Here is a 22,890-nt window from a genome sequence, read left to right on the forward strand (position 1 = left end):
AGCACGGCCTGTCGGCCTTCGACGCGATCCACTGCGCCTTCACCGGCAACCTGTGGATGCCGCCCGTCGCACTCGACGCCTGATCAGCTCGTATCACGCAGCGTCACAGATCCTTCTGATTGCTTACCGCCACTTGCAGCCGTTGTCGCCACGTACAGTAGCGGATGGCGTTGGTGTTCTGGCGGCTACGGAACCGAGTCTGCCCCAATGGTGGAACGACCCCGCCCGGCAGCTCTCATTAGGTAACAAACGGGCACAAAACTCTGTACTGGGGGCGGGGAAGGAGACATCCCTTCGTGGGAGCACGGAAGAGGAAGCAGGGGGTTCCTGACCCCGAGGTTCGCGAGCGGACGGTGGTCCGCCGTTGCAGCGCTGCGTACAAGGCCCGGATCTTGCAGGAGTACGAGCAGCTCGACAAGGCGGGCAAGGGTGCGCTGCTGCGGCGGGAGGGACTGTACTCGTCGCTGATCTCCAGCGGCAGGGAACCCTCCTCGAGCTCGCGTTCATGCTGGTGGGGTGCAGACTGGTTCGAGACAGCGGTCCACCGACGCTAGTTCGTCCCTCCTCGACGGTAGCCGCACCGCTGGGGCAAGTACTGCCTCACCGGGATGGTCGGGACTGGCGGCCTCCGGTCTCGCATAGACAGAGGGCCTGGGGAAATGCCTTCAAGATCATCCCGCAAATGTCCCGTGATCATGGTCCTTCGGCTGCATGCGGGTGCCCTCGGCGACCTATCAAGGGCCTGGGAAGCAAAGACCTGCGGCCGAGAAACCGCAGGTCGAAGGGCGAAATGCCTGGTGGAGAAGAGTGCCCCCGGCAGGATTCGAACCTACGGCACCCGCTGTAGGAGAGCGGTGCCGGATGGTCAGGCGATTGGGTTGGCGGGGCAGGGGCGCGTGGTGGTTGGGGACAGGGTGTGGAGGCGGGTGCCGATCATTCGGGCCACCCCCTCGATGGACGTGATGCCCGTCCCCTCCCCCGGTTGCCGGTCCGTCTGCACCGCCAGCAGCAGATCACGCCCGGGACCCACGATGCGGCCGTAGCTGGTGACGGCCCACGTGTTGTGGATGAACGGCCGCGGCGTCCAGCCGTTCTTGAGCGCCACCCGATCCCCCGGCCGGGCGGCGGCGCTGACGCCCCACGCCTGGTCCTTCTGCACCTGCCCCATCAGCCCGAGCACCAGCCTCCGATCGGCGGCGCTCAGCCCTTTACCCCCGTTGACCAGCACCTTCAGCAGGCGGATGCGGTCGGCCGGGCTGGTGCTGGTGCCGCCCCAGTAGACGCCCGGCCCCGGCTCGGTCTCCCGCAGCCCGATCCGGCGGTAGAAGTCGCTCATGGCGCCACCCCCGCCGACCCGTGACCACATCGCGTCCGCCGCGCTGTTGTCGCTCTCCCTGATCATGCGGGCCGCCAGATCGCGCTCGCCCTCGTCCAGCCCACTGGAGCGGCGGGCCAGCAGCGCCGCCAGGATGTCCACCTTGGCGCCGCTGGCGGTGATCATGTCGTGCTGGTGCGCCCCCTGCTCCACGACTACCCCGCTGACGAGGTCGCGCGCCGCGTAAACGATCCGCCCTGGGCGGCTGCTCACGTACCGGGAGAGGTCGCGTACGAGGCGGGCCCGGGCGGCGCTCCCGGCCCGCGGGTTCGGAAATTTCAGGACACATCGCGCCACCTTGACCGGGGCCTTCACCGGACTCGGCATGGCCGGCACCCGCCCGGTCCCGCACCCCGCCACAAGCGCCAGGCCACCGCAGACAACCACCCATGTCGTACGCACGCGCCAACCCCCGTGATCTCATCGGGGGTTGGCAGGATCATGCCCTCACGTCACGAGTCGAATCCCAGCCCCATCCGGTCGAGCGTGCGCAGCCACAGGTTGCGCTTGCCCTGGTGCTCGTCGGCCTGGGCGATCGACCAGCGGGTGAGCTGGATCACCCCCGACCGCACCGGCTCGGGCGGGAACGGGATCGGCTTCTCCTTCACCATCCGCAGCTCGGTCCGCTCGGTACGCTCGCCCGACAGCAGGTCGAGCATGACGTTCGCACCGAACCGGGTGGCCCCGACGCCCATGCCCGTGTAGCCGAGGGCGTAGGCCAGCCGCCCGCCGTGCGCCCGGCCGTAGAAGGCGCTGAACCGGCTGCAGGTGTCGATCACGCCGCCCCACCGATGCGTGAAGCGCACCTCGTCGAGCTGCGGGAACGTGTCGTAGAAGTGCCGCGCGAGCTTGACGAACGTCTCGTCGCGCTGGTCGTACTCCGGCTTGACCAGGCCCCCGTTGTAGTAGACGGCGTCGTAGCCGCCCCACAGGATCCGGTTGTCGTCGGTCAGCCGGTAGTAGTGGAACCGGTTGGCGGAGTCGCCGACGCCCTGCCGGTGGCGCCAGCCCACTTCGGCGAGCTGCGCGCCGGTCAGCGGCTCGGTCATGAGCGCGTAGTCGTACACGGGGACCACGAAGTGCTTGAGCCGCCGCAGCAGCGGCGGGAACACGCCGGTGCAGAGCGCCACGTGACGGGCGGCGACGGTGCCGTGCGGAGTGTGCAGCGAGATCCTCATGCCGTCGTCGTGCAGTGAGCGGACCGGGCTGCGCTCGTGGACGCGTACGCCGAGCCGCAGGCACGCCTCCCGCAGCCCCCACGCCAGCCGCGCCGGGTCGAGCATGGCGCAGCCGCTGCGTTCCCAGAGGCCGCCGAGATAGACCGGCGAGTTCACCTCGGCCCGCACCTGCTCCCGGTCGAGGGGCAGGTAGTCGAGCCCCAGCTCGGAGATCAGGTCCAGGTGCTCGTTGAGCCCGTCGAGCTGCCACGGCTCGGTGGCGACGTGCAGCTCCCCGGTGCGCTCGAACGAGCAGTCGACGCCGTAGCGCTCCAGCGTGCGCTCGATCTCGTCGAGGTTGTCCACACCCATGCGTTCCAGCCGGTCGATCTCGTCCGGCCACCGCTCCAGCCCGTTGGCCAGGCCGTGGGTGAGGGTCGCCATGCAGAACCCGCCGTTGCGGCCGGTGGCCGCCCAGCCGATCCCGCGCCCCTCGAGCAGGACGACGTCCAGCGAGGGGTCGCGTTCCTTGGCCATCAAGGCGGTCCACAGCCCCGAGAAGCCCCCGCCGACGACGACCAGGTCGGCGGCGGAGTTCCCGGCGAGCCGCGGTCGCGGCTCGGGTCTGGCCGGCCTGTCCAGCCAGTATGGCTTGCGCTCCGCGTCAGCCAGCGCCTTCAGCGGATCCACAAATCTCACATCCCTACGAGAATCAGGTACGGCGCCTCGCCGCGACCGCGTTCCCGATCGCGATCAGCACCCCGATGCCGAAGATCAGCGTACCCATGACGTTGACCTGGGGCGGGATTCCCGTTTTCACCGCACCGACGATCCACAGCGGGAAGGTGACGGTGGAGCCGTTGACGAAGCTGGTGACCACGTAGTCGTCCACGGACAGCGCGAACGACAGCATCGCCCCCGCCATCACACCCGGCATGATCGCCGGCAGCGTGACCTGCCGGAACGTCCCCCACGCCGTGGCCCCGAGGTCCCTGGCGGCCTCCTCCAGCGACGGGTCGAGCGTGACGACCCGCGCCCGCACCGTGACGACCACGAAGGACAGCGAGAACAGCACGTGCGCGATGATGATCGTGTTGGCGTCCCGGGGCACGTTCCCGGAGACGAACAGCGACAGCAGCGACGCCCCCATGACCAGCTCGGGCGTGGAGATGGCGGCGAAGACCAGGAAGTTCGTGACCCCCTTGCCGCGGAAGCGGTGCCGGCCGAGCGCCAGCCCCAGCATGGTCCCGATCACGACCGTGATGATCGTGCTGACCGCGGCCACGACCAGCGAGTTGCGCAGCGCCACGGTCAGGTCGGAGATCTCGAAGAGCTCGGCGTACCACCTGAGGGTGAAGCCCTGCCAGGTGGTGTTGGACTTGCTCTTCTTGTCGTTGAACCCGAAAAGGATCATCACGGCGATCGGCGACGACAGCCAGATGATGACCAGCCAGGTGTAGCCATGCAGCAGCCGGTCCCCGAGTCTCGTCCTCATCGGGCCGCCGCCTCGAGGACGTTCTCGGTGCCGAGCGCCCTGGCGTAGATGAAGATGCCCACGAGCAGCACCGCCATCAGCGTGAACGACAGCGACGAGGCGATCGGGTAGTTGAGGTTCGTCAGGTACTCGGTCTGGATGATGTTGCCGATCATCGTGTTGGAGGTGCCGCCGAGGATCGCCGCGTTGACCGGATCAGCCGTGGCGGGCACGAACGTCATCAGCACGCCGGCGAACACCCCGGGCAGCGACAGCGGCAGCACCACCCGGCGGAAGGCGGCCGGCCGCGACGCGTACAGGTCCTGCGCCGCCTCCACCACCCGCGGGTCCACCCGCTCCAGCGCCACGTAGATCGGCAGGATCATGAACGGCAGGAAGTTGTACGTCAGGCCGCTCACCACGGCCAGCGTCGTGGCCAGCACGTGGAAGTCGTCCGGCAGCAGCCCCCAGCCCTTCAGGGTGCCGAACAGGATGCCGTTGTCAGACAGCAGGAAGTTCCACGAGATCGTCCGCAGCACGAACGACACGAAGAACGGCAGCAGGAGCAGGAACAGGTACACGGACTTGCGCCGGCCGCCCTTGAAGGCGATCCAGTACGCCACCGGGTACCCGATCACCAGCATGGCCACCGTCGCCAGCCCGCCGTACAGCAGCGAGCGGAGCAGCTGGGTGCTGTACCTGCCGAGCGCGTCGCCGTAGTTGGAGAAGCTGAACGTCATGGCGAAGCCGTCGATGGCGTTGCCGGTCTGCAGCGACACCGACGCCATCGCCACCAGGGGCACGACCAGGAAGATCGCCAGCCACATCCAGCTGGGCAGCGCCAGCAGGTAGGGGGTGAGCCGCCGCATCGCTACGCCTGGGTGATGGACTGGAAGATCGGGTTGAAGACCTGCTCCTGCTGGGTGGTGAGCTTGGTGTAGCTGCGCAGCTTGGCGTAGTCGGCCTCGGTCGGGAACATGAGCGGGCTGCCGATCATGTCCTCGAGGGCCTTCTGGTCTTCGCCCGTGGCCGTCTTGGCCTTCTCCCTGAGCAGGTCCTGCACCGCCGGGACCGGGGTGACGTACTGGATGAACTCGTCCAGCTCGGCGGCCACGGCCGGCTGGTACAGGTAGTCCATGAGCATGAGCGCGTCCACCGGGTTGGCGGCGCCCTTGGGGATGAGCATGTTGTCGGTCCAGATCGTGCCGCCCTCCTCGGGCACCACGAACTTGACGGGCTCGCCGGCGAGCTGGCGCTGGAACACATCGCCCGACCAGGCCATGGTCACCCAGACGTCGCCCTTGGCCACGGCATCGATATAGCTCTGGTCATAATATTTCCGGACAATTCCGGCGTCGCGCTGCGCCTTGAGCTTCTCCCCGGCCTTGCGCCAGTCGTCCTCGGTCGACTTCTCCGGGTCGATGCCCAGCGCGAACATGCCGAAGTTGCCGATCTCCTGGGCGTCGGACATCATCCCGACCCGGCCCTTGTACTTGGGATCGAACAGCGCATCGATGCTGGTGATGTCGTCCTTGACGTACTTGGTGTTGTAGGCGATGCCGGTCACGCCCGACGTGTACGGGATCGTGTACTTGTTGCCGGGGTCGTAGGCACGTTCCTTGTACTTCTGCCCGGCGTTGGCCGCGAAGTTCGGCAGCTGGGTGTGGTCCAGCGGAACGGCGTAGCCCAGCTCGATCATGTGCTGGAGCTGGATGCCGTTGGTCATGACGACGATGTCGTAGCCCAGCGACTGCCCGGCGCGCAGCACGGGGTCGGCCTTGCCGAAGAACTCGGCGTTCTCCTGGATGACCTCTTTGTACTCGTACGAGATGCCGGTGGCCTCCTGGAACTTCTTCAGCGGAGCCTGGTCCTCCGGCATGTATTCGGGCCAGTTGGCGAAGACGACCTTGCCGTGCTTGGTCTGCTTGGACCAGAAGTCCTTGACGGCGTCCGGCTTGGGCGGAGCCGCCTTCTGACCCTGCACGCCGCAGGCGGCCAGAGCGAGTCCGGTGGCCGAGAGCCCGGTGATCCTGAAGAAGTCACGACGAGTACGAGGGAGGTGCAGACGGGGGTTCATGAGGTGCTATCAACTTCCAATCACGTACGAGTGCTGCGCCTGCCACGCCAGCCACACGGAGTCGCCCCGCTCCGCCGTCGCCGTGGCATCGTGCGCATTCTGCTGAAACACAGTGATCTCGGCCCCGTCAGCGAGACTCACCGCGTAACTGTTGTAGGTCCCCAGGTAGACCACCTCGGCCACGGTCCCGCGCACGGCGCTCTGGCCGTTCACGGGCTCCTCCGTGCCGATGGTGATCTTCTCCGGGCGAACGGTGACCGTCACGTCACCGTCCTGGCCGGGCACCAGCACCCGGCCACCGCCGACCTTCAGCTCGCCGCCGGTCGCGGTGCCCGTGAGCAGGTTGGAGGTGCCGATGAAGCCGGCCACGAACGCGGTCGCGGGCCGCTCGTAGATCTCGCGCGGCCCGGCGAGCTGCTCGACCAGGCCGTCGTTCATCACGGCGATCCGGTCGCTCATGGTGAGCGCCTCGTTCTGGTCGTGTGTCACGTACACGAACGTGATGCCGACCTCGCGCTGGATGCGCTTGAGCTCGATCTGCATGGCCTGACGCAGCTTGAGGTCGAGCGCCCCGAGCGGCTCGTCGAGCAGGAGCGCCCGCGGCCGGTTGACCAGGGCCCTGGCCAGCGCCACGCGCTGCTGCTGGCCGCCCGACATCTCGCGCGGCCGGCGCTTCTCCCTGCCGGTGAGATCGACGATCTCCAGCATCTCACCGACCCGCCGCCTGATCTCCTCCTGAGGCGTCTTACGCTGCTTCAGCCCGAAGGCGACGTTGTCCCAGACACTCATGTGCGGGAAGAGCGCATAGGACTGGAAGACCATGTTGACGTCGCGTTTGTTCGGCGGGACGTTCGTGACGTCCTGCCCGTGCAGCTTCACCAGGCCCTTCGACGGGGCCTCGAAGCCGGCGATCATCCGCATGGTCGTGGTCTTGCCGCAACCGGACGGGCCGAGGAGGGAGAAGAACTCCCCCTCGGCGATGTCCAGCGAGACACCCTTGACGGCCTGGACGATCTCTCCTTGCGAGAGGTAATCCTTGACGACGTCCTCAAGCTCGATGGCACTGGTCATCGCGGGCTATTCGCCGATGTAGTGCATGACGTGCTTGACCCTGGTGTAGTCGTGCAGGCCGAACACGGACAGGTCCTTGCCGTAGCCGGAGTGCTTGAAGCCGCCGTGCGGCATCTCCGACACGAACGGGATGTGCGTGTTGACCCAGACCACACCGAAGTCGAGCCGGTTGGACATGCGCATCGCGCGGCCGTGGTCGGAGGTCCAGACCGAGCCGCTCAGGCCGTACCTGACGTCGTTGGCCTTGGCCAGCGCGTCCGCCTCGTCGCTGAACGTCTGGACGGTGATCACGGGCCCGAAGACCTCGTTCTGCACCATCTCGTCGTCCTGCTTGAGCCCGTCCACGATCGTCGGGGCGAAGAAGTAGCCCTTGTCTCCGACGCGCTGCCCGCCGGTGAGGATCTTGGCGTGGGCAGGGGTCCGCTCGATGAAGCCCTGCACCTTGGCGAGCTGGCTCTCGTTGTTGAGCGGCCCGTAGAGCGCGTCCTCGTTGCCCAGGTCACCGGTCACGGTGCCGGCCGCGGCCTCGGTCAGCGCGGCCACGAACTCGTCGTGCACGCTCTCGTGCACGAGCACCCGGCAGGCGGCGGTGCAGTCCTGGCCGGCGTTGTAGAGGCCGGCGACGGCGATGTCGGCGGCGGCCTTGCGCAGGTCCTTGACGTCCTCGAACACCACGACCGGCGCCTTGCCGCCGAGCTCCAGGTGGACGCGCTTGAGGTCGTCGGCGGCGCTCTTGGCGACCGACATGCCCGCGCCGACCGAGCCGGTGATCGCGACCATGGAGGCCGTCGGGTGGCTCACCACGAGGGCGCCGGTCTCGCGGTCGCCGGTGACGACGTTGAAGACGCCCGCGGGCAGCACCTCGCCGAGGATCTCGGCCAGCTTGAGCGTGGAGGCCGGGGTGGTGTCGGACGGCTTGAGCACGACCGTGTTGCCGGCCGCGATCGCCGGGGCGATCTTCCAGACCGCCATCATCATCGGGTAGTTCCACGGCGTGACCTGCCCGACCACGCCGATCGGCTCGTGCCTGATGACGCTGGTGTGATCGGCGAGGAACTCGCCGGCCGTGGGGCCCTCGAGCGTGCGTGCCGCGCCCGCGAAGAAGCGGAAGTGGTCGGCGGCGATCGGAGTCTCGTCCTCGGCCATGCGGGCACGCGGCTTGCCGGTGTTGCGGCACTCGGCCTCGTTGATCTCGTCAGCCCGCGCGTCGATGGCGTCGGCGACCTTGAGCAGCAGGTTGGCTCGCTCACCCGGGGTGGTTCTGCCCCACGAGTCGAACGCGGCGGCCGCGGCGGCGAAGGCGTCGTCGACGTCCTCGGTGCCCGATACGGGGGCCTGTACGTAGGCCTCGCCCGTACACGGGTCGATGATGTCGGAGAATCGGCCGCTCTTGGCGTCCACGAACTCACCGTTGATGAAGTTCTGCAGACGGGTGGTCAAGGTGACCTCCTCGTGAGGTGGCTGAGATGCCGCGACTCTTACAGAGTGGAAGCATCTGGACAAGGGATTTCGTGGTGAAGATATCAAATTGCTACGAATTCGCTTGACAGACCACCAAGAACTGACAACATGTCGCACCAGGACGGCAACCGAGCGAGAACGCCCCCGTAACGCCGGACCGCTAGGAGGATCCCTCGATGACCACGCCGCCGCGCGTCCGCCGAAGCAACTCGAACGCGGGTCCCGTCGTGCTCGACGAGATCTCCAAGCAGATCATCGAGCAGCTCCAGGCGGACGGGCGCATGCCGTACGCGTCGATCGGGAAGGCGGTGGGCCTGTCCGAGGCCGCGGTACGCCAGCGCGTGCAGCGCCTTCAGGACACCGGCGTCATGCAGATCGTCGCGGTCACCGACCCCCTCACCCTCGGCTTCCCCCGGCAGGCGATGATCGGGGTCAACTGCGAGGGCGACCTGGATTCGGTGGCCGACGAACTCGCCGCCATCGACGAGATCGACTACGTGGTGCTGACGGCGGGCTCCTTCGACCTGATCGTCGAGGTGGTGTGCGAGGGCGACGGTCACCTGCTGGAGATCCTCAGCAAGATCCGCGCGATTCCCTCGGTACGGACGACGGAGTCGTTCGTTTACCTGAAGCTGCGCAAGCAGACGTACTCCTGGGGCACCCGCTAACCCTTGCGTTCGAGTCTTTACCTAGAGTTGACGAATGTGGATGGTCGCGATCTCCCACGCGCCCAGAGGCAGCCGCACCACCCCATCCGTGACCTGCACAGATTCACCCGGACGCCCCCGCAGATCGGCATGCCGGGCTTGCAGGAGATCGCCGGAAATGACGGCCTCCGTGTCGTTCGGAGTGAGCGCGACGACCCGCAGTTCCCGCCACCCATCGCGGTCCCGTAGCGAGGTCATCACCACGCCGTCCCCCGTCACCGACAGCCCGGCAGCGGGCGCGGGCAGGTCCAGAGCACGATCGCCCGACCCCGGCACCACCAGCAGGTCGTGGCGGAAGGTCTCCGCCTGCGGCACCACTTCGCCCCACGACTCCTGGTACGGCATCAGCGCCAGGCTCACCGACCGCACCCCGCGCGACTGCGCCGCCGGAGTCGGCAGCTGCGGACCGGCCGGTTCGGGGCGGAACGCGTTGCGGTTGCGGGACAGGTAGCCGGCCGAGCGCAGCAGCGTCAGCGCCAGCTCCCCGTCCACCAGCTCGTACTCCGTCACATGCTCCAGCAGCGCCGCCACCCCGCCGGCCGCCACCCACGACGAGGCGGGGAAGGTGGGCAAGGGTGTCTCGCCGCAGCCGCCCTCCGAGGTGAGCCCTCGGGTGACGACCGCGAACTGGCCCTCGGCATACGACTCCGACGCCGCGACCGGCAGCGGGACGTGCAGGCGGACCCGGTGGTCGGCGCAGCGGTTGTCGAACTCGACGTGCAGGCGGACGTACGGCTCACCGGCCCGTAGCTCCACCCGGGTCGTGACGAGGATCTCCTCCGTCCGGAGCGTCCGCGACAGAGCGGGGACCTCGGGCGCGCCCTCAAGACTGTCGCCGGCCGCCGGCCACCGGTATGTGCGCCGCACCTCCACCGCCGCCACCAGTGGCCCCGCGCAGATCAGCTCGACCTCGGCCCACTCCGGCGCGGACACGATCAGGTCGTCCAGAGGAGCCGCGTAGTTGTAGGTGTCGCCCACGTCGCCGCCGTCCACGATGCGGCCCGCTCCCGTCACGGTCGTGCCGTCCTGGCCGACCAGCGTCAGCGTGCCGTCGGCGGCGACGACGACCCGCAGCAGCCCGTTGTCCAGCACCTCCTCGTCCCCGCGCACCGGCAGGGTCGCCGAGTCGGAGCCGAGCCAGCAGGACGGGTGGTGCTGCACGTTGGGGAGGCCACCGGAGGGTACGGGCGGGCCGAACACCTGCTCCCGCGGCACCGGCCGGATGCTGGTGTGGCCCAGCGGCGGCACCTCGACCATGGCCGCGACGGTGCGCCTGGGCTCGGCGAGGATGCGGACGCGGGTCACGCCGTCCAGCGCTCCGCGCAGGTCGGCCAGGTCGAAGGCGGCCGTGGTCTCGCGCGCCACCGTGAACGTCAGTGTGCCGTTCTTGACCGACCAGCCGGTGATGTGCTGCCCGTACAGCTCGGTCCCGTGCACGAAGGTCAGCGCCGTGGCGGGGTCCATCTCCTCGTCGAGCAGCAGCGTGGGCGCGTGTTCCAGCGGCTGGACAGGCACCGGCGCACCGGAGGGATCCACGAGCGGGTCGCTCCCGGCGACGTCCACGATCACGATGCCGCTGCGTACGTCCGGCGTGGGGTTGACGACGAGCACCCCGTCCGACGGCACGAAAGCCGCCAGCCGCGCGGTCACCATGTCGCGTACGGCCTGCCCGAGCTGCTCGGCCTCCGCGATGCGGGCGGCCACCTGCTGGGCGGTCTCGTCCACGCCGCACCCGGTCACCGAGTCGTGCCCGCTGGCGTCCACCAGCCGCCACCACGCCATGTCGAGGAACCGCCCGGGCCACTCGCCGCCCCACAGGGTGGCCAGCGGCTCGGCGTAGCGCTCGACCATCCGTTCGGCGCGTCCCATGGCCTGCTTGACGTGGGGGCGGATGGAGATGACGCCGGGGAGGATGTTGGCGCGGGCGTGGGAGCGCAGCTCGCCGTGGACCCTGGGCAGCCCGTCGAGCGCTGCGAGCTCCGCGAGCTCCGCGAGCTCCGGGACATCGCCCGAATATTGGCCGATATAGCCGGACAAGGTGTCCATGCGGGCGTCGATGGCCGCCACCATCTCCGGCAGCCCGCGCACGGGCGCCGAGTGGTCGGTGCCGTACATCGCCAGCAGCGGCCCCTCCGGCCCGTGCCACTCGCGCATGGTCTCGGCGAACGCGGCCGCCCGATCCTTCAGCCCCTCCGGATCGAAGAACAAGTGCGCCCCGTTGCCATAGCCGCCGGCCGGGAGGTACTGGGTCCGCAACGCCGTCCCGTCGGGCGCGACCCAGGCGAAGGCGTCGGTGGTGACGGAGGACGGCACCCCGCGGTAGACGCAGGCGTGCCGCAGCCCGGCCTTGCTCAGGATCTGCGGCATCTGTGCGGTGTGCCCGAACATGTCCGGCAGGTACCCGACCGGCATCGCCCCGCCGAGCTTGCCGGCCCGGTCCAGGCCGAGCTCGAGGTTGCGGACGATGTTCTCGCCCGAGCACAGGAACTCGTCCAGCAGGATCTGCCACGGCCCCACCGCCAGCCGCCCCGACTCGACCAGCGCGGCGATGCGGTCGCGGTTCTCCGGCCGCACCTCCAGATAGTCGTCCACGCAGGCCAGCTGCCCGTCCAGGGTGAAGTGGTAGCCGGGCTCGCGCTCCATCGTGTCGAGCACCTCGTCCAGCAGCGCCACCAAGCGCAGCCGGAAGCGCTGGAACGGCTCGTACCACTCCCTGTCCCAGTGCGTGTGCGGTACGACGACGATCTCCGTGCTCACGCTGCCTCCCCTCCCACGGGCAGATCATGCTGTACGGCGAAGCGGGCGGCGATCCGCTGGGCCGTCACGATGTCCTCGAGCGCGCCGCGCGCGTCGGTGAGCGGCGGCTTGCCATCGTTCACGAAATCATGGAAGGCGGCCAGCTGTACTTCGAATGCCTCGGTCACGTCCCGCCATTCGGTCCGGCTCTCGCCGCCGGAGACCACGGTGAGCGTCGTGGGGGCGTTCATCAGGTAGGGCGAGGGGAAGACGAGCTCCAGCGAGCCCTGGTCGTGGTGGATGGCCACGGTCTCGCGGTAGGCCGGGTAGTCCTCCAGGTAGTGCCAGCGGATCGCGAACCTGCCCCGGACGGGCAGCGGTCCGGAGATCTCGATGGAGCCGGGCGCGGGACCCCAGGTCTCAACGTACGAAATTTCCGCAGGCGACCCGGTAAAGCGCCTCAAGAGCGACAAGTCGTGACATATCGAGCCGAGCGCCACCCCGTACACGTTCCGCACCGCCTCCGGCGCCGACTCCCCCAGCGCCCGCGACACGAGCTCGCTCTCGGCGGCCCGCAGCGAGGCGAGCAGCCCGGCGTCCACGTCGCGCGCCTGCGCCAGATTCGCGAACGCCAGCTGCGACTCCCCGCTCGGATGCAGCACGGTGACCTCGACCGACCTGATCACGCTGGGGCCGCCCAGGCCGGCCAGCAGCTCCTCGGCCCGGCGCACGGCGGGGTCGTACTGCTTCATGTAGCCGACCATCAGCCGCCCCTGGGGCAGCGCCGCCACCTCGGCCCTGGTCAGCGCGAGCGGCTTCTCGCAGAGCACGGCGTAGCCGGCGGCGAGCGCCCGGCGCGCGGCCTCGCCGTGGGAGCCCGAGGCCAGCACGAAAACGGCGTCGAAGCCGCCCGCGGCGAGCATCTCCTCCAGCGCGGTGTACCGGCGGGCGGCGCCGAGCCGGTCGCCGACGGCGTCGGCGAGGGTGCGCGACAGGTCGCAGACGGCGGCCACCTCGAACAGATCACGGCGCCTGGACAGCAGCGGCACGTACACCGCCTGCGTGACCGCGCCGCATCCGATGAGAGCGATTCTCACAGTCCCAGTTCCTCCAGCTTGCGGCGGTTGGCGGCCTGGTCGGCGATGTTCTGGGCGACGGTGCGGCGGCCGGGCAGGGTGTCCTGCTCGATGACGATCCAGCCCGCGTAGCCGATCTCGTCGAGCGTCCGCACCACGGCGGGCAGATCCAGCTCGCCCTCGCCGAGCGGGGCGAACCCGCCGCGGCCCATGAGTTCGCGCAGGTCGGCCCCGTCGGCCAGGGCCTGAGCGAGGATCTTGGTGTCGCCGTCCTTGATGTGCACGTGCCCGACCCGGTCCGCCCACGCGCGCAGCGCCGCCACCGGATCTCCCCCGGCCAGCAGCAGGTGCCCGGTGTCGAGGCAGAGCGGCACGTCGGTCAGCTCCAGCAGCCGCTCCACGTCCTCGGGCGTCTCCACGTACGTGCCGAGGTGGTGGTGGAAGGCGGGCTCGAAGCCGCGGTCGCGGCAGCGGTTCGCGGCCTCCTGTACGCGGGCGGCATACGACGGCCATTCGGAGGCGGCCAACCCTGGAACGCTGCCGCCCGGGCGGGCGAACCTCTCGGGCGATCCGGAGCACCCCAGTGTGGGCCGGGGCGGCAAGGACGCGGGCGGCACGGCGGCGAACACGTCGAGCGTGGCCTCCAGCGCGGGCAGCCCTCGCCTGAACTCCTCGGCGTCGCTGTAACGCAGGTCCGCCCAGCCGCCGGCGAGCAGCATCCCGCCGAGCCGCTCCACCAGCTCGGAACCGGTGCCCAGATAACCGATCGGCCCCAGGTCGATGCCTTCGTACCCGGCCTCGGCGAGCGCGTGGACCATCTCGTCGGCGCTCAGCGGCGGCGGCGCGTCGCTCAGCTCGAACACGCCGAAGCTCACAGGAGCGTTAGCGACCTTCACCTGCATAGCGCGATCACCTCGTTCTCGTAGGTTTCCAACCTGTGCCGCCCGCCGCCCGCCGGCACCAGCACCCGATCGCCGCGGATCACCTGCCGGGCGCCGCCGGGGCGGACCAGGACCAGGCCGTCGGCGTCCAGCGCCAGCAGCTCGTCGCCCATATCGAGCAGCAGCGGCGCGCCGGGGCCCGCGGAGACGGCGGTGCGCCCGGCCCGCAGGCCGTCCAGCACCGTGCTCGTGTCCTCGGCCAGCACCCAGGTCGTGGGCGCGCCGGGCAGGCCGTCTGAGCCGGGGCGGTGGAAGTCGCTGCCGCCGATCGCGATCACGTCGTCGCGCCAGGCGTCCGCCCAGGCCAGCGGCGCGCCCCAGCGGCGGTCCCACCAGCCGGAGCTCCACACCTCGGCGACCCTGGGCCGGCGGCCGATCGGCAGCAGCCAGGCGCAGTCGCCGCCGAGCGGGTGGTTGATCGAGATCAGGCCGCCCGCGCGCTCGGCGTGCTCCACCCAGGAGTCGGCCGGCTGCCGGAAGTCCACCCAGCCGACGTCGCCGAACACGTTCGCGTGGCCGCGGTCGGTGGTGACCTCCTGGCCGGGGATGAGCGCGATCCCACGGTCGATCTTGTCCAGCCAGGGGTGGTGGCTGATCGTGTTGTGGTCGGTGACGGCCAGGAAGTCGAGCCCGCGCCCGTGAGCCAGCTCGGCCAGCTCGGCGATGGTCAGGCCGCCGTCGCTGTGCACGGTGTGGGCGTGGAAGTCCCCGGCGTACCACCGCATGCCGTCGATTTCGGGAATGTCCCTCCGCGGCGGGCGCTCCCCGTGCGGCGGCTCGGAGGCGACCGGCTCGGGCGGGGCGACGGCCTCGGCGGAGATCTCCAGCGTGTAGTCGAGACCCTGCGGCGGGATCCGGTGCAGCCGCAGCCACACGTGCCACGTGCCCGCCTCCAGCGCGCCGGGCAGGTAACCGGGCGTCGCCCAATCGGCGGTGATCGTGTACTCGTCACGCGCACCCCCTGACCAGCCGCGGAAGCCGCCGGGCGAGCCGCACCCCAGGTCGATCACACCCTGCGACCGGTCGTAGCCCAACCTGACGGTCACGGCGGCGCTTCCCGCCGGCACCTCGAACGGCACCTCGCGCAGGCTCCGCTCCAGCCGGTCGTCCAGGCTCCAGTGCCCTCTCATACCCATCCCCTGGCTCGCTGCCCTCGGGCCAGCCTGCCACTTCCAGCGTGTCACCTCGTACGGCGCCGTCCAGCGGATTCATGGGTGCCGAGCCGATGACGCGTACGCTGAACTTAACCACTTGAAAACAAGCAGTCGAGCACAAGTCCATTGAGGAGGTAAGCCACAGGCCAATATGTCATGACATCCATATGACGTAAAGGGCCGGCCATATTTCGAGCTCCCTTCCAGGAGGCGCGTTGTACGACGTGATCACGATCGGCCGCTGCGGCGTCGACGTCTATCCGCTGCAGACCGGCGTCGGACTGGCCGACGTCGAGACCTTCGGCAAGTTCCTCGGCGGCAGCCCCACGAACGTCGCCGTCGCGGCGGCCCGCCACGGCCTGCGCTCCGCGGTGGTCACCGGCGTGGGGGCAGATCCCTTCGGCGAGTACGTCCGGCGGGCGATCCGCGAATTCGGCGTCGACGACAGGTTCGTGACCACCGTTCCTGAGGCGCCGACGCCGGTCACGTTCTGCGAGATCTTCCCTCCCGACCACTTCCCGATCTACTTCTACCGCGGCGAGCACCCGCCGGACCTGCGGATCTCCCCGGCCTTACTGGACCTGGAGGCGATCGGCGACGCGAGCATGTTCTGGTTCTCGCTGACCGGGCTGAGCAAGGAGCCGAGCGCGTCGGCCCACGCCGCCGCCCTGTCCGCGCGCCGGACCGGCTGGACCGTGTTCGACCTCGACTACCGGCCCGCGCTGTGGGAGTCGCGCGAGGCGGCGCACGCGGCGGCCGGGCAGGCGCTGCCGTACGCGAACGTCGCGGTCGGCAACCTCGACGAGGTGGAAACCGCCGTCGGCGTCCGTGACCCGGTGTCCGCCGCCGAGGCGCTGCTGGAGGCCGGGGTACGGGTCGCGATCGTGAAAATGGGCCCCGAGGGGGTTTTCGCGCGTACCTCTGAGGAGAGCTGTCTGGTCAAGCCGGTGGAGGTGGACGTGGTCAACGGGATAGGCGCGGGCGACGCGTTCGGTGGCGCCCTGTGCCTGGGGCTGATGCGCGGCTGGCCGCTGGAGCGCACGGTCCGCTTCGCCAACGCGGCGGGCGCGTTCGTGGCCGCCCGGCTGGCCTGCGCCGACGCCATGCCCACGACCGCCGAGGTGGAGGACCTGCTCAGCGGCCGGGAGAACGAGGTGCGTCCTTGAGTGACATCACGCTGCCCAGAACCACCGGCTACGAGCGGCTCACCCACATCCGCGCCACCCGGCCCGAGGAGATCGCCGAGGCCGCGGCCCGGCGGCAGCGCCGCGGCCTGCCCGGCCAGGGCGAGCGGCTGCTGATCATCGCCGCCGACCACCCGGCGCGTGGCGCCCTGGCCGTACGCGACCGCCCGCTGGCCATGGCGAGCCGGGCCGACCTGCTCGACCGCCTCCAGACGGCGCTGTCCAGGCCCGGCGTGGACGGCATCCTGGCCTCCCCCGACGTGCTGGAGGACCTGCTGCTCCTGGGGGCGCTGGAGGGCAAGCTGGCCTTCGGCTCCATGAACCGGGGCGGCCTGCAAGGCTCGGTGTTCGAGCTGGACGACCGCTTCACCGGCTTCGACGCGGCCTCGATCGACTCGATGCGCCTGGACGGCGGCAAGATGTTGTGCCGCATCGACCCGGGCGACCACGCGACCGTGACCACCCTGGAGTCCTGCGCCCATGCGGTGACGGACCTGGCCAGGCGGCGGCTGGTGGCCATGCTGGAGCCGTTCTGGTCGCTGCGTTCGGAGTCGGGGGCCCTGCGCAACGACCTGTCGCCCGAGGCCGTGATCCGGTCGATCAGCATCGCCCAGGCCCTCGGTGTGACCTCGGCCTACACCTGGCTCAAGATCCCCGCCGTGGCGGAGATGGAGCGGGTGATGGCCGCCACCACGCTGCCCGTCCTGCTCCTCGGAGGTGACCCGCCGGACATCGACGTCGCCTACGCCGACTGGGACCGCGCGCTGCGCCTGCCTGGGGTGCGTGGACTCGTCGTCGGCCGCGCCCTGCTCTACCCGCCGGACGATGACGTGGCGGCCGCGGTGGACGGGGCCGCGGCCCTGGTTCGGGAGGCCCGCGCATGACCTACCTTCCGTACGGCAAGACCGCCAATGCCCCCTGGTCGGTGGAGATCACCCCGTCCCTGGCCGGATGGACCTACTCCGGCCTGCGGATCGTGGACCTGACGGCCGCCCCGGTGTCGTTCGGCACGGGCGAGGAGGAGCTGCTCGTCCTCCCGCTGGCGGGCTCCTGCACGGTCACCACCCCAGCCGAGACGTTCGTGCTGGCGGGGCGTGCCTCGGTCTTCGACGGCCCCTCCGATTTCGCCTATATCCCGATTTCTACGGACGTGACCCTGCAGGGCGCCGGACGGATCGCGCTGCCCTCGGCCCGCGCCACCGAAATCCGACCACCCCGCTACGTCGCCGCCGCCGAGGTCCCGGTCGAGATCCGCGGCGCCGGCCAGGCCAGCCGCCAGGTGAACAACTTCTGCGCCCCCGGTGTCTTCGACTGCCACAAGCTCATGGCCGTCGAGGTCCTCACCCCGGCCGGAAACTGGTCGTCGTACCCGCCCCACAAGCACGACACCCCCAACCCGGGCGAGGCCGTGCTCGAGGAGATCTACTATTTCGAGGTCGCCGGCCAGGGCCTCGGCTACCAGCGCGTCTACTCCTCCGAACGCGGCCACATCGACACCCTCGCTGAGGTCTCCTCGGGCGACGTGGTCCTGGTCCCGTACGGCTACCACGGCCCCTCCATGGCCGCTCCCGGCTACGACCTCTACTACCTGAACGTCCTGGCAGGCCCAGCGGAGCAGCGTTCGATGGCGTTCTGCGACGACCCCCGGCACGCCTGGATCCGCTCCTCCTGGGACGACCAGCTCATCGACCCCAGACTGCCGTTCGGGAGGACTCCATGACCCGGTTGACCGTCGCACAGGCCATCGTGTGCTTCCTCGCCTGCCAGTGGAGCGAGCGCGACGGCGTGGAGCGCAGGTTCTTCGGCGGCTGCACGGGCATCTTCGGCCACGGCAACGTCGCCGGTCTCGGCCAGGCGCTGGCCACGACGGCTGAGGACCTGCCCTACCACTTGAGCCGCAACGAGCAGGCCATGGTCCACACGGCCGCCGCGTACGCCCGGGCGAGCAACCGGCTGGCCACGCTGGCCTGCACCACCTCGATCGGCCCCGGCGCCACCAACATGATCACCGGCGCGGCGGGCGCGACGATCAACCGCCTGCCCGTGCTCCTGCTCCCCGGCGACATCTTCTCCACCCGCGTGGCCGGCCCGGTGCTCCAGGAGCTCGAAGACCAGCGCTCGTACGACATCTCGGTCAACGACTGCTTCAAGCCGGTCTCCCGCTACTGGGACCGGATCAACCGCCCCGAGCAACTGCCGTCCGCGCTGCTGGCGGCCATGCGGGTGCTCACCGACCCGGCCGAGACCGGCGCGGTGACGCTGGCGCTGCCGCAGGACGTGCAGGCGGAGGCGTACGACTGGCCGGACGAGCTGTTCGCCCGCCGCCTGTGGCACATCCCGCGGCCGCGACCCGAGCGGGCCGCCCTCGCCCGGGCCGCCGAGCAGATCAAATCGGCCGTACGCCCGCTGATCGTCGCGGGTGGCGGGACGATCTACAGCGAGGCCACCGATCAGCTACGGATCTTCGCCGAGACGTACGGCATCCCGGTGGCCGAGACGCAGGCCGGCAAGGGCGCGCTCCCGTACGGGCACCCGCTCGCCGTGGGCGCGATCGGCGCCACCGGCACCACGGCGGCCAACGCGCTGGCCCGCGAGGCCGACGTGATCATCGGCGTCGGCACCCGGTACAGCGACTTCACCACGGCGTCGAGAAGCATCTTCGCCCCGGACGCCGCCTTCGTGAACCTCAACGTCACCGGCTTCGACGCGGCCAAGCTGTCCGGCCTGCAGCTGGTCGGCGACGCCCGCGAGGGCCTGGCGGACCTGGCCGGGGCGTGCGCGGGCTGGAGCGCCCCGGCCGCCCACCGCGACCGGGCCGCCGAGCTGACGCGGGCGTGGGACGCGGCCGTGGACGCGGCGTACGCGCTGGAGGGCGTGCCGCTGCCGCAGTCCGCGGTGATCGGCGCGGTCAACGCGGCCGCGGGCGACGACGGCGTGGTGGTGTGCGCGGCCGGATCGATGCCCGGCGACCTGCACAAGCTCTGGCGGCCGAGCGGCCCGGGCAGCTACCACGTCGAGTACGGCTACTCGTGCATGGGCTACGAGATCGCCGGCGGGCTGGGCGTCAAGATGGCGGCCCCGGAGCGCGAGGTGTTCGTGCTGGTGGGCGACGGCTCGTACCTGATGATGGCCCAGGAGCTGGTCACGGCCATCTCCGAGGGCATCAAGCTGGTCGTCGTGCTGGTGGACAACTCCGGCTTCGCCTCGATCGGCCGCCTGTCGGAGGGCGTCGGCGCGCAGCGGCTCGGCACCTCGTACGCCTACCGCGGCGGCGGCCGCTTCGACGGCGGCCCGCTCCCGGTGGACCTGGCCGCGAACGCCGCCAGCCTCGGCGCGTCCGTGCTGCGCCCGGAGTCGGTCACCGACCTGCGCAAGGCCCTCGACACGGCCCGCTCCGCGACGGAGACGACGGTCATCTACGTCCGCACCGACCCCATGACGGACGACGCGCCCTCCTCCGGGGCGTGGTGGGACGTGCCCGTCGCGCAGGTGGGCACGCCGAACGCCATGCGGGAGGCGTACGAGGCGAACAAGCGCTCCCAGCGCCCGCACCTGGCACCGCCCGGCTGAGCGTCGGCCGGTCGCCTGGGGCCCGCGCCCCATGGCCACGACGGTCGTGCCGCCCCAGCTGTCCCGCAGCACCTTGGACACCGTTTCGAGATCTCGGGGCTCGATAGGACTACAGAGAGCGTCATGAGCAGCATTATGTGACTTATGCGATGGGTAACGTTCGACTGCTTCGGAACACTTGTCGACTGGCGGCACGGCATCCTCACCAGTGCCGACCTGATCGCGCCCGGACAGGGCGCGCGACTGCTGGAGGCGTACAGCCGGCACGAGCACGCCGTGCAGGCCGAGTCGCCCGGGATGCGCTACCGCCATGTCCTGGCCGAGACGCTGCGCAGGGCCTGCGCCGAGGAGAAGGTGGAGCTGAGCGCGGACGACGCCACGGTGCTGGCCGCGACGCTCCCGTACTGGCCGGTGTTCCCCGAGGTCGGCGCCGAGCTCTCGGCGCTGCGCGCGGCAGGCTGGAACCTGGCGCTGCTCACCAACTGCGACCGCGACCTCATCGGGGAGACGCAGCGGCGGCTGCCCGTGCGGTTCCAGGCGGTGGTGACCTCAGAGGACGCCGGGGCGTACAAGCCGGCCAACGCGCACTTCGAGGTGTTCAGGCGGGCGCACGAGCCGGCGGCCTGGGTGCACGTGGCGCAGAGCTACTTCCACGACATGCTGCCCGCGCACCGGCTCGGTATCCGCCGGGTGTGGATCAACCGGCTGGGCGAGCGTCCCGACGACGAGACGATCATTCAGAAGGCCCTGCCCGACCTGCACGGCCTGCTCACGGCCGTACAGGACGGTTAGCCGCGCCGCCTCGGCCGGGCGGGACGGATCGGGATGCGCGCCGGCGCGCGCCGTCCGGAATGGCTACACGCGCTGCTCCAGCACCTCCGTGATGCCCGCCAGGAACGAGTCCACATCCGTGATCAGATAGCCGGGCCTGAACAGCACGGTCGAGAACTTCGCCTCCCGTACCTCCTTCGCCGTCACGGGAAACTCGGTCGTGCCGCGCAACGTGGCCACGATCCGATCGAGGAAGGCATCGACCTCGTCCTCGTTGTAGCCGGTGCCCATGCGGCCCGGACGGAAGGCCACCCGTTCGACGCGGGCGGCCTGGGTCTCGAACCACTCCTCACGCAGCATCTCGCCGGTGGGCTCGGCCATGGCCAGCCGTATGGGCCGCTTGGCCTGGGTCTCCAGCGCCACCACGAACGCTTCGAGGGCGAAGTCGACCGCGGTCTCCTGGTAGCCGCCGCGCTTGGCGCGAAAGGTCGCCGTACGCACCTCGTCGGCGGTGACGGGGTCCAAGCTGTGCGGGCCCCTTCCTAAGGTGGCTTCGATGCGGCCGATCAAGGCATCGACTTCCACGGGGTCATAGCCTGAACGCACACCCATGACGCGCGGAAAGCGGTTCAAGCTGATACTCCTCTTGAATCGTGCTGGGGTACCCCCCATTGTGAGGCTCTTTATCGCGGCTATGCGACCCGACATATACCGTTACACCACCATGCATCTGTCCAAGGTCTCTTTCCGCTACCGAAGGGGTGACCGTTTCGTCATCCAGGACGCCGACGCGCGTCTCGCTCCCGGCGACGTGATCGAAATGACGGGTGTCAACGGGGCCGGCAAATCGACTCTCCTGCGCCTCCTGGCGGGGCTCGCCGCGCCGACGACGGGCACGATCACCGGCCGTCCCGAGGTCGTCGGGTTCGCGCCCGACCGATTTCCCACCGGCCAGCCGTTCACGGTCACGGCCTACCTGCGTCACATGTCCCGCGTACGCGGCGGCGCCCGCTGGGAGCCGTGGGCCGAGCGCCTGACCATGAGCCACCTCCTGGCCCTGCCGCTGGGCGAGCTGTCGAAGGGCAGCGCGCACAAGGTCGGCCTGGTCCAGGCGCTGATGGCCGAGCCTGGGCTGCTGATCCTCGACGAGCCGTTCGCCGGTCTCGACGCCGGCACGCGGGAGGCACTGCCCTCGATCGCCGCCGAGGTCGCGGCTCGCGGCGGCATCGTCATCGCCAGCGACCATCAGGGCGGCCTGCGCGCCTTACCCGCCGCCCGCCACTGGTCGGTGCTCGACGGCCGCCTCAAGGAGGGCACCGCGAACCCCGCGCCTACCTCTGGCCCGCATCCCACCGGTGCGTCCGGGGTGGCGACCGTTGCCGTCACCGTGCCCGCCGAAGAGCTCCACCGCTTCCTCGCCAGGATGCGCGGCGATGGCTATCGGGCCCGCGAGATCGAGGAGATCGGATGATCGCCCTGGCCGCGTTCCGGCTGACCGCCTACGTTCGCTCGCACCGCGTGTACCAGGCGCTCCTCCTCGCCCTGGCCATGCTGGCGATCGTCTACGGCAGCCGCGCCCCGCGCGGTGAGGAGGCCGCCGTGCTCGCGGACGGCGCCGTACTGATCATCCCCATCCTGGCCTGGGCCGCGAGGAGCCTCCTCGACACCGAGCCCGACCGGCAGCGCGAGATGTCCGCCGTCCAGGTGGGCGGCCGGGGCAGGGAAGTGGCCGCGGGCCTGGTGGCGGCGTTCGCGGCGTGTGCCGCGCTGGCGGCGCTCGGCCTGGGCTGGGCCCTGCTGCTCGGCGTCAGCGCGTCCCCATCGTCCGGGGTGCTGGCCGCCGTCGTCCTCCTGTACGGCCTGGCGGCGCTGACGGGAACCGCGCTCGGCGCGCTCACCAGCCGCGCCGTCCTGCGTTCCCCGGCCATCTCGATCATGGCCCTGGTCTTCGGTTTCCTGGCGATGCTGCTGCTCAGCGCGTCGTCCGTGTGCTGGCTCACCGTCCCGCTCATCGCCTGGATGCGGGCCGCGAACGACGGCCACCTGGCGGACCGGCTCCCCGAGCTCGCCGCCGTCTCCCTCGTCTGGTGCCTGATCGCCCTCGCGTTCTACGCCCGGCGGCGCCTCAGGAGGTGA

Annotated in this window: 21 protein-coding genes and 1 tRNA gene; 9 read left to right on the plus strand and 13 right to left on the minus strand. The window is 70.2% G+C overall.

The annotated features are described in order from the left end of the window. The first annotated feature begins 296 nt into the window (after nt 1-296). The gene (locus EJK15_RS43380; protein WP_138716301.1) at nt 297-554 is read left to right on the plus strand and encodes a hypothetical protein; all 258 of its coding nucleotides are present in this window, start codon (nt 297-299) and stop codon (nt 552-554) included. 254 nt (nt 555-808) lie between these two features. On the opposite strand, the gene EJK15_RS71390 is transcribed toward EJK15_RS43380, so the two are convergent. The 8 genes from EJK15_RS71390 to EJK15_RS43415 all read right to left on the minus strand — a co-directional run bounded on the left by EJK15_RS71390 (nt 809) and on the right by EJK15_RS43415 (nt 8,594). Beyond that, a tRNA-Arg gene (locus EJK15_RS71390) sits at nt 809-894 on the minus strand. Next, complete coding sequence (locus tag EJK15_RS43385; RefSeq protein ID WP_138716302.1) at nt 866-1,702, minus strand: serine hydrolase; 837 nt, start codon at nt 1,700-1,702, stop codon at nt 866-868. Before EJK15_RS43385 ends, EJK15_RS71390 begins: the two co-directional genes overlap by 29 nt. Before the next feature lie 125 nt (nt 1,703-1,827). Continuing rightward, complete coding sequence (locus EJK15_RS43390; protein WP_138716327.1) at nt 1,828-3,222, minus strand: NAD(P)/FAD-dependent oxidoreductase; 1,395 nt, start codon at nt 3,220-3,222, stop codon at nt 1,828-1,830. Between the two features lie 22 nt (nt 3,223-3,244). Next, entirely contained in the window at nt 3,245-4,027 is a 783-nt protein-coding gene (locus EJK15_RS43395; RefSeq protein ID WP_138716303.1) for an ABC transporter permease, read from the minus strand. Next, nucleotides 4,024-4,875, minus strand: coding sequence for an ABC transporter permease (locus EJK15_RS43400; RefSeq protein ID WP_138716304.1), 852 nt, complete (start codon nt 4,873-4,875; stop codon nt 4,024-4,026). Before EJK15_RS43400 ends, EJK15_RS43395 begins: the two co-directional genes overlap by 4 nt. Nucleotides 4,876-4,877: 2 nt before the next feature. Beyond that, complete coding sequence (locus EJK15_RS43405; protein WP_138716305.1) at nt 4,878-6,083, minus strand: ABC transporter substrate-binding protein; 1,206 nt, start codon at nt 6,081-6,083, stop codon at nt 4,878-4,880. Nucleotides 6,084-6,092: 9 nt separating this feature from the next. Then, nucleotides 6,093-7,154 carry an ABC transporter ATP-binding protein gene (locus EJK15_RS43410; protein WP_138716306.1) on the minus strand — a complete coding sequence of 354 codons (1,062 nt, stop codon included), beginning with the start codon at nt 7,152-7,154 and terminating at the stop codon, nt 6,093-6,095. Nucleotides 7,155-7,160: 6 nt separating this feature from the next. Beyond that, complete coding sequence (locus EJK15_RS43415) at nt 7,161-8,594, minus strand: gamma-aminobutyraldehyde dehydrogenase (RefSeq protein WP_138716307.1); 1,434 nt, start codon at nt 8,592-8,594, stop codon at nt 7,161-7,163. A gap of 197 nt (nt 8,595-8,791) precedes the next feature. Here EJK15_RS43415 and EJK15_RS43420 point away from each other — a divergent pair, with 197 nt between their 5' ends. Continuing rightward, nucleotides 8,792-9,283 carry an Lrp/AsnC family transcriptional regulator gene (locus tag EJK15_RS43420; protein ID WP_138716308.1) on the plus strand — a complete coding sequence of 164 codons (492 nt, stop codon included), beginning with the start codon at nt 8,792-8,794 and terminating at the stop codon, nt 9,281-9,283. A gap of 21 nt (nt 9,284-9,304) precedes the next feature. On the opposite strand, the gene EJK15_RS43425 is transcribed toward EJK15_RS43420, so the two are convergent. The 4 genes from EJK15_RS43425 to EJK15_RS43440 are packed head-to-tail and all read right to left on the minus strand — an operon-like array spanning nt 9,305 to nt 15,205. Then, on the minus strand, nt 9,305-12,079 hold the full coding sequence (locus EJK15_RS43425) for a glycoside hydrolase family 38 N-terminal domain-containing protein (protein WP_138716309.1): 2,775 nt from the start codon (nt 12,077-12,079) through the stop codon (nt 9,305-9,307). Beyond that, the gene (locus tag EJK15_RS43430; protein WP_138716310.1) at nt 12,076-13,155 is read right to left on the minus strand and encodes a Gfo/Idh/MocA family protein; all 1,080 of its coding nucleotides are present in this window, start codon (nt 13,153-13,155) and stop codon (nt 12,076-12,078) included. Before EJK15_RS43430 ends, EJK15_RS43425 begins: the two co-directional genes overlap by 4 nt. After that, nucleotides 13,152-14,036, minus strand: coding sequence for a TIM barrel protein (locus EJK15_RS43435; RefSeq protein WP_240777585.1), 885 nt, complete (start codon nt 14,034-14,036; stop codon nt 13,152-13,154). The genes EJK15_RS43430 and EJK15_RS43435 overlap by 4 nt, the downstream gene beginning before the upstream one ends. Continuing rightward, the gene (locus tag EJK15_RS43440) at nt 14,027-15,205 is read right to left on the minus strand and encodes a CehA/McbA family metallohydrolase (protein WP_138716311.1); all 1,179 of its coding nucleotides are present in this window, start codon (nt 15,203-15,205) and stop codon (nt 14,027-14,029) included. The genes EJK15_RS43435 and EJK15_RS43440 overlap by 10 nt, the downstream gene beginning before the upstream one ends. A 239-nt stretch (nt 15,206-15,444) precedes the next feature. Between EJK15_RS43440 and iolC the strand changes: the two genes are divergently transcribed. From iolC to EJK15_RS43465, 5 genes are all read left to right on the plus strand, one after another. Beyond that, nucleotides 15,445-16,395 (plus strand): 5-dehydro-2-deoxygluconokinase, encoded by a 951-nt coding sequence (iolC, locus tag EJK15_RS43445; RefSeq protein ID WP_138716312.1) that lies wholly within the window; start codon nt 15,445-15,447, stop codon nt 16,393-16,395. After that, nucleotides 16,392-17,297 (plus strand): Cgl0159 family (beta/alpha)8-fold protein, encoded by a 906-nt coding sequence (locus EJK15_RS43450; protein WP_420847135.1) that lies wholly within the window; start codon nt 16,392-16,394, stop codon nt 17,295-17,297. Before iolC ends, EJK15_RS43450 begins: the two co-directional genes overlap by 4 nt. Further along, nucleotides 17,294-18,133 (plus strand): 5-deoxy-glucuronate isomerase, encoded by an 840-nt coding sequence (gene iolB / locus EJK15_RS43455; protein ID WP_138716313.1) that lies wholly within the window; start codon nt 17,294-17,296, stop codon nt 18,131-18,133. The genes EJK15_RS43450 and iolB overlap by 4 nt, the downstream gene beginning before the upstream one ends. Continuing rightward, on the plus strand, nt 18,130-19,983 hold the full coding sequence (gene iolD, locus EJK15_RS43460; RefSeq protein ID WP_138716314.1) for a 3D-(3,5/4)-trihydroxycyclohexane-1,2-dione acylhydrolase (decyclizing): 1,854 nt from the start codon (nt 18,130-18,132) through the stop codon (nt 19,981-19,983). Before iolB ends, iolD begins: the two co-directional genes overlap by 4 nt. Nucleotides 19,984-20,127: 144 nt before the next feature. Beyond that, nucleotides 20,128-20,775, plus strand: coding sequence for an HAD family hydrolase (locus EJK15_RS43465; protein ID WP_138716315.1), 648 nt, complete (start codon nt 20,128-20,130; stop codon nt 20,773-20,775). A 63-nt stretch (nt 20,776-20,838) separates the two neighbouring features. Here EJK15_RS43465 and EJK15_RS43470 read toward each other — a convergent pair whose 3' ends face one another. Then, nucleotides 20,839-21,279, minus strand: coding sequence for a DivIVA domain-containing protein (locus EJK15_RS43470; RefSeq protein WP_171074872.1), 441 nt, complete (start codon nt 21,277-21,279; stop codon nt 20,839-20,841). Between the two features lie 169 nt (nt 21,280-21,448). On the opposite strand from EJK15_RS43470, the gene EJK15_RS43475 reads away from it, so the two are divergent. Both EJK15_RS43475 and EJK15_RS43480 read left to right on the plus strand, forming a co-directional pair. Continuing rightward, nucleotides 21,449-22,225, plus strand: coding sequence for an ABC transporter ATP-binding protein (locus EJK15_RS43475; RefSeq protein WP_240777586.1), 777 nt, complete (start codon nt 21,449-21,451; stop codon nt 22,223-22,225). Then, nucleotides 22,222-22,890, plus strand: coding sequence for a hypothetical protein (locus EJK15_RS43480; RefSeq protein WP_138716318.1), 669 nt, complete (start codon nt 22,222-22,224; stop codon nt 22,888-22,890). Before EJK15_RS43475 ends, EJK15_RS43480 begins: the two co-directional genes overlap by 4 nt.

The organism is Nonomuraea basaltis (genome assembly GCF_005893125.1).
Taxonomy (GTDB): domain Bacteria; phylum Actinomycetota; class Actinomycetes; order Streptosporangiales; family Streptosporangiaceae; genus Nonomuraea; species Nonomuraea basaltis.